At 73.6% G+C, this 15,666-nt stretch carries 14 protein-coding genes; 12 read left to right on the forward strand and 2 right to left on the reverse strand.

The annotated features are described in order from the left end of the window. Positions 1 to 45 precede the first annotated feature (45 nt). The gene (locus AB0I22_RS06865; RefSeq protein WP_363129586.1) at positions 46 to 1,332 is read left to right on the forward strand and encodes a haloacid dehalogenase-like hydrolase; all 1,287 of its coding nucleotides are present in this window, start codon (positions 46 to 48) and stop codon (positions 1,330 to 1,332) included. A gap of 39 nt (positions 1,333 to 1,371) precedes the next feature. Here AB0I22_RS06865 and AB0I22_RS06870 read toward each other — a convergent pair whose 3' ends face one another. After that, entirely contained in the window at positions 1,372 to 2,574 is a 1,203-nt protein-coding gene (locus tag AB0I22_RS06870) for an amino acid deaminase/aldolase (RefSeq protein ID WP_363129587.1), read from the reverse strand. Between the two features lie 347 nt (positions 2,575 to 2,921). Between AB0I22_RS06870 and AB0I22_RS06875 the strand changes: the two genes are divergently transcribed. The 4 genes from AB0I22_RS06875 (at position 2,922) to AB0I22_RS06890 (ending at position 6,821) form a co-directional block, all read left to right on the forward strand. After that, on the forward strand, positions 2,922 to 3,770 hold the full coding sequence (locus tag AB0I22_RS06875; protein WP_363129588.1) for a hypothetical protein: 849 nt from the start codon (positions 2,922 to 2,924) through the stop codon (positions 3,768 to 3,770). A gap of 2 nt (positions 3,771 to 3,772) precedes the next feature. Then, positions 3,773 to 5,038, forward strand: coding sequence for a type VII secretion-associated serine protease mycosin (mycP, locus tag AB0I22_RS06880; RefSeq protein WP_363129785.1), 1,266 nt, complete (start codon positions 3,773 to 3,775; stop codon positions 5,036 to 5,038). 221 nt (positions 5,039 to 5,259) lie between these two features. Further along, the gene (locus AB0I22_RS06885; protein ID WP_363129589.1) at positions 5,260 to 5,994 is read left to right on the forward strand and encodes an SseB family protein; all 735 of its coding nucleotides are present in this window, start codon (positions 5,260 to 5,262) and stop codon (positions 5,992 to 5,994) included. A 110-nt stretch (positions 5,995 to 6,104) separates the two neighbouring features. Then, positions 6,105 to 6,821 (forward strand): MIP family channel protein, encoded by a 717-nt coding sequence (locus tag AB0I22_RS06890; RefSeq protein ID WP_363129786.1) that lies wholly within the window; start codon positions 6,105 to 6,107, stop codon positions 6,819 to 6,821. A gap of 148 nt (positions 6,822 to 6,969) precedes the next feature. Here the strand turns inward: AB0I22_RS06890 and AB0I22_RS06895 are convergent, their stop codons facing one another. Further along, positions 6,970 to 7,359 (reverse strand): DUF1844 domain-containing protein, encoded by a 390-nt coding sequence (locus AB0I22_RS06895; RefSeq protein WP_363129590.1) that lies wholly within the window; start codon positions 7,357 to 7,359, stop codon positions 6,970 to 6,972. Between the two features lie 306 nt (positions 7,360 to 7,665). Here AB0I22_RS06895 and infC point away from each other — a divergent pair, with 306 nt between their 5' ends. The 7 genes from infC (at position 7,666) to pheT (ending at position 15,263) form a co-directional block, all read left to right on the forward strand. Beyond that, positions 7,666 to 8,388 carry a translation initiation factor IF-3 gene (gene infC, locus AB0I22_RS06900; RefSeq protein ID WP_363129591.1) on the forward strand — a complete coding sequence of 241 codons (723 nt, stop codon included), beginning with the start codon at positions 7,666 to 7,668 and terminating at the stop codon, positions 8,386 to 8,388. Between the two features lie 123 nt (positions 8,389 to 8,511). Continuing rightward, positions 8,512 to 8,706 (forward strand): 50S ribosomal protein L35, encoded by a 195-nt coding sequence (gene rpmI / locus AB0I22_RS06905; RefSeq protein ID WP_071964711.1) that lies wholly within the window; start codon positions 8,512 to 8,514, stop codon positions 8,704 to 8,706. Positions 8,707 to 8,810: 104 nt separating this feature from the next. Beyond that, positions 8,811 to 9,194 carry a 50S ribosomal protein L20 gene (gene rplT, locus AB0I22_RS06910; RefSeq protein WP_018103794.1) on the forward strand — a complete coding sequence of 128 codons (384 nt, stop codon included), beginning with the start codon at positions 8,811 to 8,813 and terminating at the stop codon, positions 9,192 to 9,194. 154 nt (positions 9,195 to 9,348) lie between these two features. After that, the gene (locus AB0I22_RS06915) at positions 9,349 to 10,203 is read left to right on the forward strand and encodes an RNA methyltransferase (protein WP_363129592.1); all 855 of its coding nucleotides are present in this window, start codon (positions 9,349 to 9,351) and stop codon (positions 10,201 to 10,203) included. A 39-nt stretch (positions 10,204 to 10,242) separates the two neighbouring features. Further along, positions 10,243 to 11,424 carry an ATP-binding protein gene (locus AB0I22_RS06920; protein ID WP_363129593.1) on the forward strand — a complete coding sequence of 394 codons (1,182 nt, stop codon included), beginning with the start codon at positions 10,243 to 10,245 and terminating at the stop codon, positions 11,422 to 11,424. 156 nt (positions 11,425 to 11,580) lie between these two features. Then, a complete protein-coding gene (gene pheS, locus AB0I22_RS06925; protein ID WP_363129594.1) occupies positions 11,581 to 12,735 on the forward strand; it encodes a phenylalanine--tRNA ligase subunit alpha in 1,155 nt (384 codons plus the stop codon). Continuing rightward, positions 12,735 to 15,263 (forward strand): phenylalanine--tRNA ligase subunit beta, encoded by a 2,529-nt coding sequence (pheT, locus tag AB0I22_RS06930; protein ID WP_363129595.1) that lies wholly within the window; start codon positions 12,735 to 12,737, stop codon positions 15,261 to 15,263. Before pheS ends, pheT begins: the two co-directional genes overlap by 1 nt. Positions 15,264 to 15,666: the final 403 nt, after the last annotated feature.

Genomic DNA, 15,666 nt, shown 5'->3' on the forward strand with positions numbered 1-15,666 from the left:
CCGGTTTTCGGTGTCAGTCCTGGCCCCCCACGTCTTGGAGGACGCATGCGCACCAAGCACGCTCTCGTCGCCTCGCTCGCCGCCGCCTCGGCCCTCGCCGCCGCGGTGCCCGCCACCGCCGCTACCCCCGAGAACGCTGCCGCCGCGCGTTCGGCGCACACGAACTGCCCGCAGCTGGACAAGAACCTCACGTGGTTCGGCGACAACCGGCACAAGCTCCAGCGGATGATCGACGAGCGCGGCCGGTGTTCCGGCCACGGCGGGCCGCGGCCGGTCGCCGCGTTCGACTGGGACAACACCGTCGTCAAGAACGACGTCACCGACGCCACGCTGGCCTGGGCGCTCAAGCACGACAAGATCCTGCGGCCGGCGAGCTGGCGGGCCACCAGCAAGTGGATGACGCCGGGCGCCGCCCGCGATCTCACCAGAGCCTGCGGCACGTCCGTACCGGTCGGGAAGCCGCTGCACACCTCGCGGAACACCGCCTGCGCGGACGAGATCATGGAGATCCGCGCCGAGTCCCGCACGATGAGCGGCAAGGCCGCCTTCGCCGGCGACTGGAACCACCGCCGCACGGTGCCCTCGTACGCCTGGGTCCCGCAGCTGTTCGCCGGGCAGCGCCCCGCCGCGCTGACCTCGTACGCGAAGCAGGCCCGTACCGAGGCGCTGGCCGCCCCGATCGGCTCCACGCAGACCGTCGGCACCCACAAGATCGCCGGGTACGTCCGCTACTACGACCAGCAGAAGGACCTCATCCGCACGCTCAAGGCGGCCGGCTTCGACGTCTACATCGTCTCCGCCTCCTCCGAGCCCATCGCCCAGGCGTGGTCGGGCGGCGTCGGCTTGGACCGCAAGCACACCATCGGCATCCGCAGCCTCACCAGCCACGGCAAGATGACCACCGGCATCCGCGCCTGCGGCGACGTCAAGGGCACCGGCGGCGACGCGATCCCGTTCATGGACGGCAAGCGCTGCTGGATCAACCAGGAGATCTTCAAGAAGAAGGGCGCCGAGGCGTGGCGCCTCCAGGACCCGGCGCACCGCATCGCGCTGGGCGGCGGCGACGCGAACACCGACGTGACGTTCGTGAACGACGCCACCGGCGCGCACCTGGCCATCAACCGCAACCAGGGCGAGCTGATGTGCCGGGCCTACGACGACGCCGACCACCGCTGGGTCGCCCAGCCGATGTTCATCGACCCGATGCCGGCCAAGTCCGGTACGTACCCGTGCTCGACGACGGCGTACGTGAACACGGACGGCACGAGCGGCCCGGTCCGGCGCCCCGACGGCACGGTCGTCCCGGACCAGCACGACCGGGCGCACCTCTAAAGCCCCCTGCCGTCCGGCCCGGCAGCGGGCCGGACGCGGTCACAGGAACGTACGGCCCTCACCGCGGTAGGTGGGGGCCGTCTCCACGATCCGGTCCCCGTCGATCAGGTGCAGCGCCTCGAAGCGCTCGCACAGCTCGCCGGCCTTCGCGTGCCGGAACCACACCTTGTCGCCGATCAGCAGGTCGTCCGCGGGCTGCCCCAGCAGCGGCGTCTGCACCTCGCCCGCGCCCTCCAGCGAGTCGAGCCGCAGCCCGGCCGGCAGATACGGCACCGGCAGCCGGTCCGCGCCCGCGGCGCCCGACGCCGGATAGCCGCCGCCCAGCACCGTCACCACGCCCACGCCGGGCCGCCGCACCACCGGCAGCGCGTACAGCGCGGCCGGGCGGCCCCGGAAGGACGTGTAGTTGTCGAACAGCCGCGGCACGTACAGCCCGGACCCCGCGGCGACCTCCGTGACCGCGTCCTCCGCCGCGGTGTGCTGCACGCTGCCCGTGCCGCCGCCGTTGACGAACTCCAGGTCCGGGGCGACCGCCCGCACCGCCCGTACGGTCTCGGCCCGGCGCGCGGCCAGCTCCTTGCGCGCGGCGGACTGCATCAGCCGGATGGTCCGCGACCGCACCGGCCGCCCGGCCAGCCGGTCGCCGACACCCGCCACATGGGCCTCGTACGCCATCAGGCCCACCAGCCGGAAGCCGGGCCGGCGGTCGATCGCGCGGGCCAGCTCGGCCAGTTGGGCGGGGGAGCGCAGCGGCGAGCGGAGCGCGCCGATCCGTATTCGGCCGCCCAGCAGCCGCAGCGAGGTGTCCAGTTCCAGGCAGACCCGGATCTCCTCGCCGCCGCCGGACCGCGCCGCGTCGATCAGATCGAGCTGGCGGACGTCGTCCACCATCACCGTCACCGCGCCCGCGAGCTTGGGGTCGCCCGCCAGCAGCGCGAACGCCTCCCGGTCGGCCGACGGATACGCCAGCAGCACGTCCTCGAAACCGGACCGCGCCAGCCACAGCGACTCCGCGAGCGTATAGCTCATGATCCCGGCGAACCCGTCCCGCGCCAGCACCCGCTCCAGCAGCGCCCGGCACCGCACCGACTTGCTCGCCACCCGGATCGGCTTGCCCCGCGCCCGCCGCGCCAGATCCTCGGCGTTGGCGTCGAACGCGGCCAGATCGACGATGGCGACAGGAGCGTCGAGATGGGCGGTGGCCCGGTCGAAACGGGCCCGGTCGGCAGCTGCGGCGTACATGGCCGCAGCTTGCCAGAGGGCGTCACCGCTGGGTAGAGGCATGGCCCGTGCGAAGGGCGGCCGACGCCCCGTAGAGTGGCGTACACCATGGCGACCGGCAGGTCAGCGGGGTGTTCTCCGCATGCGAACCGGCCTGCCCAGCAAGGCCGTCGGGCGGTACGGCGGGCCGCTCGCGAGGGGGAGCGCAGTTGAGCACCGAGGCGCGAGGCGTGCTGGGCTCCCAGTCCCCACTGCCCCCGCCGCGGCCCGCGCGGCCGCCTTCCGTACCCGCCCCGCCCACGTGGCGAACCGCCCCGGCGAGGCCTTCGGCGCGGCCCGTCAGCACGCACCCGGAACGCGCGGAGCACATGCCCACACCCCCCTGGTACCGCTCGGCGACCCCGGACCCCGCCTTCACCGGCCCGGCGCCCGGCGAGCGGCCGCCGCGGCCGCCCGGCCGCGGCCGTGGGCGTGCGCTCGCGGCCGCCGTCTGCCTCGTGCTCGGCCTCGGCCTCCTCGGCGGCGCCGCGGCGGGCAGCCTGCTGGGCGGCGAGGCGGGGGCCGAGTCGGCCGCGGAGGCCACGTACGAGCAGGGCGGCACGCGGTGGCGTACGGCGACCGTGGACGCGATCTTCCCGCTCGCCCTGCGCGGCGAGGCCGCGGGGCCCGGCGGCGCGGACCGCACCTGGCGGCGCATCGCGGTCGCGCCGGACAGCGGCTGCGCCGGAGCGTTCGACCCGCTGCTGGCCAAGGCGCTGTCGCCGGTCGGCTGCGAACGGCTGCTGCGCGCCACGTACGCCGACGCGACGACCACCAGCGTGACGACGGTCGGGGTGCTCGTCACCAAGGCCGACGCGGAGCAGATGGGCGCTCTTCAGCGGCGGTTCGAGGACGAGGGGCTGGCGGAGCGCGCCGATCTGCTGCCCCGTCCGTACGCGGCGAAGGGCACCTCGGCGGCGGGGTTCGGCGACGCGCAGCGCGCCAGCTGGCAGCTCAAGATCCGAACCGACACCCCGGTGGTGCTCTACGCGGTGACGGGGTTCGCGGACGGCCGCAAGGTCGCCGATCCGCAGCCCGCGATCCGGGCCGTCACGCCGGGCGCCACGTCGGTGGCCGCCCAGGCGGGGCTCGGACACGACGCGAAGGGCGTCTGCGAACAGATCGAACACGCCTTTGTCAAAGGCGTGAAGAAAGCGGCCGAGGAGGCGTCCCGATGACGATGCGCCGCGCGCCGCGCCCGGAAACCCGGCGCGCGAGCCGTCATTTCCCGGCCCGCTCCACGCCCCCCGCCCGCCGCGCGCTCTTCGCGCTGGCGGCCGCCGCGCTGGCCGTACTCCCCACCCTCCCGACGGCGGCCCCCGCGCACGCCGACGCCATACGCGACCAGGAGTGGGGGCTCGACGCCATCCACGCCCAGGACGCCTGGCGCACCACCAAGGGCAGGGGGATCACCGTCGCCGTCCTCGACACCGGAGTCGACGACAGCCACCCCGACCTCACGGGCCAGGTACTGCCCGGCAAGGACCTCATCGGCTTCGGCGCGGGCAGCGGCGACCGGGCCTGGGCCCGGCACGGCACCGCCATGGCCGGGATCGTCGCAGGCCGCGGCCACGGGCCGGGCGACGACGAAGGCATCCTGGGCGTGGCCCCCGAAGTGAAGATCCTCCCCGTCAGGGTGATCCTGGAGGACAGCGACCCGGCCCGTAAGAAGGCCCGCGAGATCCGCGGCGGCGCGCTCGCCGACGGCATCCGCTGGGCCGCCGACCACGGCGCGGACGTGATCAACCTGTCGCTCGGCGACGACAGCGACTCCGCGCACCCCGAGCCCCGCGAGGACGCCGCCGTCCAGTACGCGCTGAGCAAGGGCGCCGTCGTCGTCGCCTCGGCCGGCAACGGCGGCGAGAGCGGCGACCACGTCTCCTACCCGGCCGCCTACCCCGGCGTGATCGCCGTGACCGCCGTCGACCGGTACGGCACCCGCGCCTCCTTCTCCACCCGCCGCTGGTACTCCACGGTCAGCGCGCCCGGCGTCGACGTCGTCATCGCCGACCCGGACCGCCACTACTACGAGGGGTGGGGCACCAGCGCGGCCTCCGCCTTCGTCTCCGGGGCCGTCGCCCTCGTCCGCGCCGCGCACCCGGACCTCAGCCCGCTCCAGATCCGCCGGCTGCTCACCGAGACCGCGCTGGACGCCCCCGAGGGCGGCCGCAGCGACTCCCTCGGCGCGGGGCTCGTCGACCCCGCCGCCGCCATCGCGGCCGGAGACCGTGTCACCCCGGAGTCGAGGAAGCCGCTCGCCTCCGGCCAGGCCCAGCGCTACTTCGGCACAGGCCCCCGCACCGGCCGCCCCGAGCACGACGGCGTGAACCTCGGCCCCCTCGCCATCGCCGCGGCGACGACGGGCACGCTCCTGCTGGTCGCCGCGGTCTTCCTGTGGCGCGGCGGCGGCCAGCGCCCGGACCGGGGAACGTTCGGAAGGTACTGACGTACTGAAGTACTGACGGCCGGGCGCGGCTCGTACGCGCCGCTGGCCCTGCCCGCGCCGGCCGCGCGTTTCGCGGTGCCGGCTTCGCGCACGTACGGACGATCGCCGTCGCCGCCGCCCGCCCACGCCGTCGAACCGCCGTGCCACGCCCCCGGCTTCGCGTACGCCCCGACCACCGGCCCGAGGCCGAGCCGCCGCAGGGCCCCCGATACCCTCGACGCGTGGAGCTCAAGAACATTCCCGATCCCGGTTTCTCCGACGACGACGGCTCCGCCGACGCCGCTCTCGCCGAGGCGCTCGACGCCTGGTCGCGGGACGCGTCCGCCGAACCGCGCGTCCTGGCCGCGCTGGCCGGCGCGCGGCTGCTCGTACCCGTCGTCGCGGTGCTGGGCGAGAGCGAGACCGGGGCCGACGGGCTGCGCCGGGAGAAGACCAGCGACATGGCCGTGCCGACGCTGGAGGCGCCCGGCGGGCGCCGGGCGCTGCCCGCCTTCACCTCGACGCGGAGCCTCGCGCGCTGGCGCGCCGACGCGCGGCCGGTGGCCGTGCCGCTGCACCAGGCGCTGCGGGCCGCCGCCCACGAGAAGGCCGACACGATCGTCCTCGACCTGGCGGGCCCGGTCACCTACCCGCTGGCGGGTCCCGCCCTGCTCGCCCTCGCCGAGGGGCGTACCAGCACCGACCCGCTCGCCGACCCGGCGGTGGCCGACGCGCTGCGCGCCGTGCTGGCGGCGGAGCCCGGCGTGCTGAGCGCCCAGCTGTCCGGGGCCGGGGACGGCGACGGGACCCTGGCGCTCGCCCTCGACCCCGGCGCCCCGGCGCGCGAGGTGGCCGGGCGGGTCGCCGAGGCGCTGGCGGCGGACGAGGTGCTGCGCGCCCGGCTCGTACGGGGACTGGACCTGGCGCTGCTGCCGCCGGGGGCCGCGCCCTCCGGCGAGGTGCTGTTCAGCCGCTGATCCACGCGGCGCTCCAGGCGCTGATCCAGGCGCTCGGCTCCGAGAGGCGGAACCGGCGGGACCGTCCGACAATGCAGGGACAGTTCAAGATCCACCGCCTGGAGGACGTCATGGAGACGAGAACTGTCGTATCGGAGTTCACCGGCACCCTGCTGCTGGTGTTCTTCGGAGTCGGAGCCGCGGTCCTGGGCGCCGACTACATCGGAGTCCTGGGCATCGCGCTCTCCTTCGGCTTCGTCCTTTTGGCCCTGGCGTACGCGCTGGGCCCGGTCTCGGGCTGCCACGTCAACCCGGCCGTCACCCTCGGCATGCTGCTGGCCCGGCGCATCACGGGCCGTACGGCCATCGAGTACTGGATCGCGCAGCTCGTCGGCGGCATCGTGGGCGCGGGCCTGCTGTACTGGCTCGCCCAGACCGTGCCGGGGCTCAAGACCGACGAGACGTTCGGCAGCAACGGCTGGGGCGGCCGCTCGGCCGTGCACATCAGCCTCGGCGGCGCCTTCCTGGCCGAGGTGATCCTGACGTTCCTGCTGGTCTTCGTGGTGCTCGCGGTGACGCACAGGGTCGCGGTCGTCGGCTTCGACGGCCTGCCGATCGGCATCGCCCTCGCCGTGGTCCACCTGGTCGGCATCCCGCTGACCGGCACCTCGGTCAACCCGGCACGCAGCCTGGGCCCGGCCCTCTTCGCGGGCGGCGAGGCGCTCTCCCAGCTGTGGCTGTTCATCGTCGCGCCGCTGGTGGGCGGTGCGATCGCGGCGGTGGTGCACCAGGTGACGCACCCGCCGCAGGAACCCAAGCTGGTCGCCGACGAGCGGTCGGCGGCCTGAGCCTCGCCGCGGCCGTCTCCGTACGGGGCCCGTACTCAGGGCCGTACCGAGGGTCGTACGCGGACCGGTACGAGGACTGTACGGGGGCCGTACGGAGACGGGCCGGGCGTGCTCGGGCGCCCAGCGCCCAGCGCCCGGCGCCCAGTGCTCAGCCGAAGACGGGGCCGGTGTACTTCTCGCCCGGCCCCTGGCCCGGCTCGTCCGGCACCACGGACGCCTCGCGGAACGCCAGCTGAAGCGACTTGAGGCCGTCGCGCAGCGGCCCCGCGTGGAAGGAGCTGATCTCCGTGGCGCTCGCGGCGACGAGCCCGGCGAGCGCCTGGATCAGCTTGCGCGCCTCGTCCAGGTCCTTGTGCTTGTCGCCCTCCTCGGCCAGGCCCAGGTTGACCGCGGCGGAGCTCATCAGGTGCACCGCGACCGTGGTGATCACCTCGACCGCGGGCACGTCCGCGATGTCGCGGGTCATCGCCCCGAAGTCCGGCGCCTCGCCGGAGGGGCCGGACTCGGCGGGCGTGGGGGCGGGGGTGGCGTCGCTCATGGTGGTTCTTCCGCTTCTTCCTGCTGGACGGTGCGCTCCAGCGTACGGCGCGGCCTTGTGCGCGCGGATGCGGTATCGTGGGTGGTGACCGGCCGGACACTCATGTGACCGGCCCACAAGTGGAGGCTCCGATCTCCCACCTGACCGACCCTAGGGACGGCAGGTCACCGGTCCGGCAGTGCCCATCGTTCCGTACGGACGATGTGGAACCGCCCGATGCGCCCCGCGGTGAAACGCGGCGGTGTTCCGGTTTGTGAGGAGCCCGCCTGTGTCCCGTCCGGGGCGTTTTGTGCGTCACGAGTCACGATGGGCTGGTCATACCGAAACAGACGTTACGCGGCTGTCCGCCAGGCGGTCGCGTGGTGCAACCGAGGAGGCCCCATCAGCGCCGAGCCCCGCATCAACGACCGGATTCGAGTCCCGGAAGTGCGACTCGTCGGTCCCAGCGGCGAGCAGGTAGGCATTGTGCCGCTTGCCAAGGCCCTGGAGCTTGCGCAGGAGTACGACCTCGACCTCGTCGAGGTGGCGGCGACCGCTCGCCCGCCGGTCTGCAAGCTCATGGACTACGGGAAGTTCAAGTACGAGTCGGCCATGAAGGCCCGTGAGGCGCGCAAGAACCAGGCGCACACGGTCATCAAGGAGATGAAGCTCCGGCCGAAGATCGACCCGCACGACTATGACACCAAGAAGGGTCACGTCGTCCGGTTCCTCAAGCAGGGCGACAAGGTCAAGATCACGATCATGTTCCGTGGTCGCGAGCAGTCCCGGCCGGAGCTCGGCTTCCGGCTGCTGCAGCGGCTCGCGGAGGACGTCCAGGACCTCGGCTTCGTGGAGTCGAATCCGAAGCAGGACGGCCGAAACATGATCATGGTTCTCGGCCCGCACAAGAAGAAGACCGAGGCGATGGCCGAGGCCCGCGAGCTGGCCGACGCCCGCAAGGCGGAGCGTCGCGGCACCGCGCACCAGGACCGTGACGAAGCCGTCGCGGAGCCGGCCCAGGCAGCCGCCGAGGAGCCCGCCGAGGCGTGAGGCAGGGGCCGAGCGCCCCGGCCGTGCCGGGGCAGCGGCTCCGCACACCGACCGAAACACCTGACGCTTCCGCACGCCGGCCCGCCGGCCGGGGGAGCGCCACCGACGAGGAGAGTACGGCGCATGCCGAAGAACAAGACGCACAGCGGTGCCAGCAAGCGCTTCAAGATCACCGGCTCCGGCAAGGTGATGCGGGAGCGCGCCGGCAAGCGCCACCTGCTTGAGCACAAGTCGTCCAAGCTGACGCGTCGCCTCACCGGCAACGCCGAGATGGCCCCGGGCGACGCCAAGAAGATCAAGAAGCTTCTCGGCAAGTGACCCGCGCGCCCCGTGAAGTGGGGCGTGCAGGGCCGAATACCGGGACCTATTCGTTTTCGGGCCGCGTGAGAGACGACCGCGGCCCCGCTACAAGGAGTTAACAAGTGGCACGCGTCAAGCGGGCAGTCAACGCCCACAAGAAGCGCCGGGCGATCCTGGAGCAGGCCAGCGGCTACCGGGGCCAGCGCTCGCGCCTGTACCGCAAGGCCAAGGAGCAGGTCACCCACTCCCTGGTCTACAACTACAACGACCGCAAGAAGCGCAAGGGCGACTTCCGTCAGCTGTGGATCCAGCGCATCAACGCCGCTGCCCGCCAGAACGGCATGACGTACAACCGCCTCATCCAGGGTCTGAAGGCCGCCAACATCGAGGTGGACCGCAAGATCCTGGCCGAGCTCGCGGTCAACGACGCCAACGCGTTCGCCGCGCTCGTCGAGGTCGCCCAGAAGGCGCTCCCGAGCGACGTCAACGCCCCGAAGGCCGCCTGAACAGCGACCCCAGGCACGTCGCGGCAGTTGATTGAGCCGCGCACCGCGCTGAGCTGAGCGGACCCGCAGGCCCCGGCCTGCGGGTCCGCTGCTGTCTGCGCGAGCCTCGTCCCCCACTCGAATCCGCCGCCGCACAAGAAGTGAGCCGCCGCCCATGGGCACCCCCGAGCTGATCTCCCCACGCTCCCCGCGCGTCGCCGCCGCCCGGCGGCTGGCCCGCCGCAACTTCCGGGGCAAGGAGCGCCGGTTCATCGCCGAGGGCCCGCAGGCCGTGCGCGAGGCGGTGGCGCACCGGGGCGACGGCGAGCCCACCCTGACCGAGCTGTTCGCGACCCCCGACGCCGCCGAGCGCTACGCCGAGATCGTCGTGGCCGCGCACGCCGCCGGCGCCCGGGTGCACACCGCGGACGCCGAGACCCTCGCCGACATCTCCCAGACGGTCACCCCGCAGGGCATCGTCGGCGTCTGCCGCTTCCTCGACTCGCCCTTCGAGGAGATCCTCGCGGCCCGCCCCAAGCTGGTGGCCGTGCTCGCGAACGTACGCGACCCCGGCAACGCCGGGACCGTGCTGCGCTGCGCGGACGCCGCGGGCGCCGACGCCGTGGTGCTCACCGACGCCTCCGTGGACCTCTACAACCCCAAGTCCGTACGGGCCTCCGTCGGCTCCCTCTTCCACCTCCCGGTCGCCGTCGGCGTCCCCGTGGAACGGGCCGTGCGGGGCCTCTCGGACGCCGGGGTGCGCGTACTGGCCGCCGACGGCGCGGGCGAGCGCGACCTCGACGGGGAGCTGGACGGCGGCGCGATGGGCGGCCCCACCGCCTGGATCTTCGGCAACGAGGCGTGGGGGCTGCCGGAGGAGACCCGCGCACTCGCGGACGAGGTGGTGCGCGTACCGATCCACGGCCGGGCCGAGAGCCTCAACCTCGCGACGGCGGCCGCCGTCTGCCTCTACGCCTCCGCTCGTGCGCAGCGTGCTTCCGGAGGGTGCCGCTCCGTGACATCCAGCTAGTAGGGTTGCCCCTCTGGGGGCCCGAGAGGGGGTGCGGCGATGGACGTCAGGACCTCCGGCAGCAGTACGGCCGATGCCTGCCCGCCCGTCGCCCGCGACGGCCGCGGGGACCCCGGCGACGGCGGCGACGGTCAGGGGACCGACGGCCTCACCGCCCTCGGGCTCGACCCCGACGACCTGCCGGACGGGCTGGTCGTCGCGGACGAGACCGGCAAGGTCACCTGCTTCAACGCCGCTGCCGCCCGTATCACCGAAGTGCCGCCCGCCGAGGCCATCGGCCGGCCGCTGGAGAGCGCCCTGCCGCTCGAAGACCTCGAAGGCCGCCGCTGGTGGGCGCTGACCGACCCGTACGGCGGCCTCGCCATCCGCGCCGGGCAGCCCGAGCGGAATCTGCTGCTGCCCGGCGGCCGCGAGGTCCTGGTCTCCGCCCGGTACGTACGCGACCGGCCCACCGGCCCGGTGCGCCGGCTGGTCGTCCAGCTGCGCGGCACGGAGGCGCGCCGCCGCACCGAGCGCAGCCACGCCGAGCTGATCGCCACCGTCGCCCATGAGCTGCGCTCCCCGCTGACGTCCGTCAAGGGCTTCACGGCGACGCTGCTCGCCAAGTGGGAGCGGTTCACGGACGACCAGAAGCGGCTGATGCTGGAGACCGTCGACGCCGACGCCAACCGCGTCACCCGGCTCATCGCCGAGCTGCTGGACATCTCCCGGATCGACTCCGGCCGGCTGGAGGTGCGCAAGCAGCCCGTCGACATCGCCGCCGCCGTCCGTCGGCACGTCCAGGCGCACACCACCGCGGGCCAGCGCACCGACCGGTTCCTGATCCGGGTCAGGGAGCCGCTGCCCGCGCTCTGGGCGGACCCCGACAAGATTGACCAGGTGCTCGGCAACCTGCTGGAAAATGCCGTGCGGCACGGCGAGGGAACGGTCACGATAGAGGTGTCACCAGTGGTGGCGCGGGCCCACTCGGAGGGCCCCGCCGTGGAGAGGACAGCGGTCACCGTGAGCGATGAGGGCCCCGGCATCCCCGATGAGTCGGTGGGCCGCGTCTTCACCCGCTTCTGGCGCGGCAGCAAGCGCGGCGGCACCGGCCTCGGGCTGTACATCGTCAAGGGCATCGTCGAGGCGCACGGCGGCTCGATCACGGTCGGCCGGGCCCGCGGCGGCGGCGCCGAGTTCCGATTTACCCTGCCCGTCGGCGCCCCGGCCTTCCTGGCCTGAGCGGCCCACGGGCCCACCCTCCGGCCACGCCCTTTAGACTCGACCTTTGGCACCTTTGGCATCAATGTCGTCGGGCTAAGCGGCGCACCCGCTCGGCATCCACAGCACTTGTCAGGAGCCGAGGCGAAGCGCAGCCAATCGGAAGCACGGGAAGAGATGTCCGCACCCAATAAGTCGTATGACCCGGTCGAGGTCGAGGCCCTGAAACCGGAAGAGATCGAGCGGATGCGCGTCGAGGCGGTCGCCGCGATCGTCGCGGCCGCCGACCTCGACGCCCTGCGCGAGGTGAAGGCCGCCCACAGCGGCGACCGCTCGCCGCTGGCCCTCGCCAACCGCGAGATCGGCGCGCTGCCGCCGCACGCCAAGGCGGACGCGGGCAAGCGGGTCGGCCAGGCCCGCGGCGCCGTGAACAAGGCGTTCGCGGCCCGCCAGGAGGAGCTGGAGGCGGCGCGCGACGCGCGCGTGCTGGTCGAGGAGGCGGTGGACGTCACGCTGCCCCACGACCGCGTCCTCGCCGGCGCCCGGCACCCGATCACGACGCTCTCCGAGCGCATCGAGGACGTCTTCGTCGCGATGGGCTACGAGGTCGCCGAGGGGCCCGAGGCCGAGGCCGAGTGGTTCAACTTCGACGCGCTGAACTTCCCGCCGGACCACCCCGCGCGCGAGATGCAGGACACGTTCTTCGTGCGCGAGGCCGACGGGGCCAAGGGGCCGGCGGCCGTCGCGGGCGCATCGGGCGAGGAGTCCGGCGTCGTGCTGCGCACGCACACCTCGCCGGTGCAGATCCGCTCGATGATCGACCGCGAGCCGCCCATCTACGTCGTCTGCCCGGGCCGTACGTTCCGCACGGACGAGCTGGACGCCACCCACACCCCGGTCTTCCACCAGGTCGAGCTGCTCGCCATCGACGAGGGCCTGACCATGGCGGACCTCAAGGGCACCCTGGACCACATGGTGCGGGCGCTCTTCGGGGAGGGGATGTCCACCCGGCTGCGCCCGAACTACTTCCCGTTCACCGAGCCGTCCGCCGAGATGGACATGGAGTGCTATGTCTGCCGCGGCGCCTCGGTCGGGGACCCCGACCGCCCCTGCCGTACGTGCGGCAGCGAGGGCTGGATCGAGCTGGGCGGCTGCGGCATGGTCAACCCGCGGGTGCTGATCGCCTGCGGCGTCGACCCGCGGAAGTACAGCGGCTTCGCCTTCGGATTCGGTATTGAGCGGATGCTGATGTTCCGCCACAGCGTGGAGGACATGCGAGACATGATCGAGGGCGACGTGCGCTTCACCAGGCCGTTCGGGATGGAGATCTGATGCGAATCCCGCTTTCCTGGCTGCGCGAGTACGTCGACCTGCCCGCCGCCGAGACCGGCCGCGACGTCCAGACGAGGCTCGTCTCCACCGGCCTTGAGGTCGAGACGGTCGAACAGCTCGGCGCCGGCCTCAAGGGCCCCTTGGTCGTCGGCAAGGTCCTGAGCATCGAGGAGCTGGAGGGCTTCAAGAAGCCCATCCGCTTCTGCACGGTCGACGTCGGCACGGCCAACGGCACCGGCGAGCCGCAGGAGATCGTCTGCGGCGCCCGCAACTTCGCCGTCGGCGACAAGGTCGTCGTCGTGCTGCCCGGCGCCGTGCTGCCCGGCGACTTCAAGATCGCCGCGCGCAAGACGTACGGCAAGGTCTCGCACGGCATGATCTGCTCCGGCGACGAGCTGGGCATGGGCGATGACGGTACCGGCGGCATCATCGTGCTGCCGCCCGAGTACGAGGTCGGCACCGACGCCATCGCGCTGCTCGAACTGGTCGACGAGGTCCTGGACATCGCCGTCACCGCCAACCGCGGCGACTGCCTGTCGATGCGCGGCGTCGCCCGCGAGGCCGCCATCGCCTACGGGCTGCCGCTGCGCGACCCGGCCCTCCTCGACGTGCCGCCGCCCAACTCCTACGGCTACCTCGTCAAGGTCTCGGACCCGGCCGGCTGCGACCGCTTCACCGCGCGCACCGTCACCGGACTCGACCCCGACGCCCGCTCCCCGATCTGGCTCCAGCGCCGCCTCCAGAAGGCCGGCATGCGCCCGATCTCGCTCGCCGTCGACGTCACCAACTACGTGATGCTCGAACTCGGCCAGCCGCTGCACGCCTACGACCGGTCCCGCCTCGACGGGCCGATCGGCGTGCGCCGCGCCCAGCAGGGGGAGAAGCTCACCACCCTCGACGGCGCCAAGCGGGTCCTGGACGCCGAGGACCTCGTCATCACCGACGACAGCGGGCCCATCGGGCTCGCCGGCGTCATGGGCGGGGCCGACACCGAGATCGCGGACGTCACCAGCGACCCCGAGACCGGCGAGCGCAGGGGCACCACCGACATCGTGGTGGAGGCCGCGCACTTCGACGCGCTCTCCATCGCCCGTACGGCCCGCCGCCACAAGCTGTCCTCCGAGGCGGCCCGCCGCTTCGAGCGCGGCGTCGACCCGAACGCCGCCTCCGCGGCCGCGCAGCGCACCGTCGACCTGATGGTGCTGCTCGCGGGCGGCACCGCCGAGGCCGGCGTCACCGAGGTCGTCGCGCCCAGCGGTCCCCGCACCATCAGCATCTCCGCCGACCACCCCGACCGGGTGGCCGGCGTGGAGTACGGCCGGGAGACCGTCGTGCGCCGCCTCCAGGAGGTCGGCTGCGATGTGTACGGGCAGGACGAGCTCGTCGTGACCGTGCCCAGCTGGCGGCCCGACCTCGGCGACCCGAACGACCTCGCCGAAGAGGTCATCCGGCTGGAGGGCTACGAGAACCTGCCGTCCACGCTGCCGCAGCCGCCCGCCGGCCGTGGGCTGACCGAGCGGCAGCGGCTGCACCGCAGGGTCGGCCGCGCGCTGGCCGGCGCCGGCTTCGTCGAGGCGCTCAACTACCCCTTCGTGGGCGAGGACGTCTTCGACCAGCTGGGCCTGGCGGCCGACGACCCGCGCCGCACCGTGGTGCGCCTGGTCAACCCGCTCTCCGAGAGCGAGCCGGCGCTGCGCACCGCGCTGCTGCCGGGGCTGCTCGCCGCGCTGCGCCGCAACGACGGCCGCGGCGAGCACGACCTCGCGCTCTTCGAGACCGGGCTGGTCTTCCGGCCCACCGGTCACGAGGCGCCCGCGGTCCGGCTGCCCGTCGACCGCCGCCCCACCGACGAGGAGATCGCCGCCCTGAACGCGTCGCTGCCCCCGCAGCCGCGCCGGGCCGCCGTCGTGCTCGCCGGGGCGCGCGAGCAGGCCGGCTGGTGGGGCAAGGGCCGCCCCGCGACGTGGGCGGACGCCGTCGAGGCGGGCCGCACCGTCGCCCGCGAGGCGGGCGTCGAGCTGATCGTCCGTCAGGACCAGCACGCGCCGTTCCACCCGGGCCGCTGCGCCGTGCTGCTCGCCGTCGTGGACGGCGAGGAGGTGCTCGTCGGCAACGCCGGTGAGCTGCACCCCCGCGTGGTCAAGGCGCTCGGCCTGCCCGAGCGCACCTGCGCGATGGAGATCGACCTGGACCGCCTGGAGCGGGCCGGTACGGGCGTGGTGCGCGCCCCGCACGTCTCCACCTTCCCGGTGGCCACGCAGGACGTCGCGCTGGTCGTCGACGACCGGGTCGCCGCGGCCGACGTCGAGTCGGCGCTGCGCGAGGGCGCGGGCGAACTCCTCGAATCGCTGCGGCTGTTCGACGTCTTCACCGGCGAGCAGCTCGGCGAGGGCAAGAAGTCCCTGGCCTACGCGCTGCGCTTCCGCGCCGCGGACCGCACCCTGACCGCCGAGGAGGCCTCCGCCGCGCGCGACGCGGCCGTCGCCTCGGCGCTGGAGCGTACGGGCGCGGTGCTGCGCGGGGCGTGACGCCGCGCGGGACGTGACGCCGCGCGGCGGACACGGCCGCGATCGATGTGAGGGGCGCACCCGGTCCGCCGGGTGCGCCCCTCGCGCGTGGGTTCGCGCCGTCGTCCGCCGCCGCTCACAGGGGACCGGCGGGGGAGGGCGGGGATCGGTCCGCCCGAGCGCCGTGGAGCGGCAGGAGTTCTGGCCGACGATCGGCGGAATACGGCCTTACGCGCGCGAAGCCGCTCGTACAGCTCACCCGATCGGGTGAGATATCCACGCCAAGTGGTCACATGGACGCCTATGGTCGCAAGAATCGTGCGGGTCGTCCTGGCCCGCATCGGACTGATCCATCGGTCTTCCAGGCCCTGTCGTCGAACCTCCGTAGCCCGTCCGAAGGACGGACCCCACGGCGAACGGCGCG

The organism is Streptomyces sp. NPDC050610 (assembly GCF_040654875.1).
Lineage (GTDB): Bacteria > Actinomycetota > Actinomycetes > Streptomycetales > Streptomycetaceae > Streptomyces.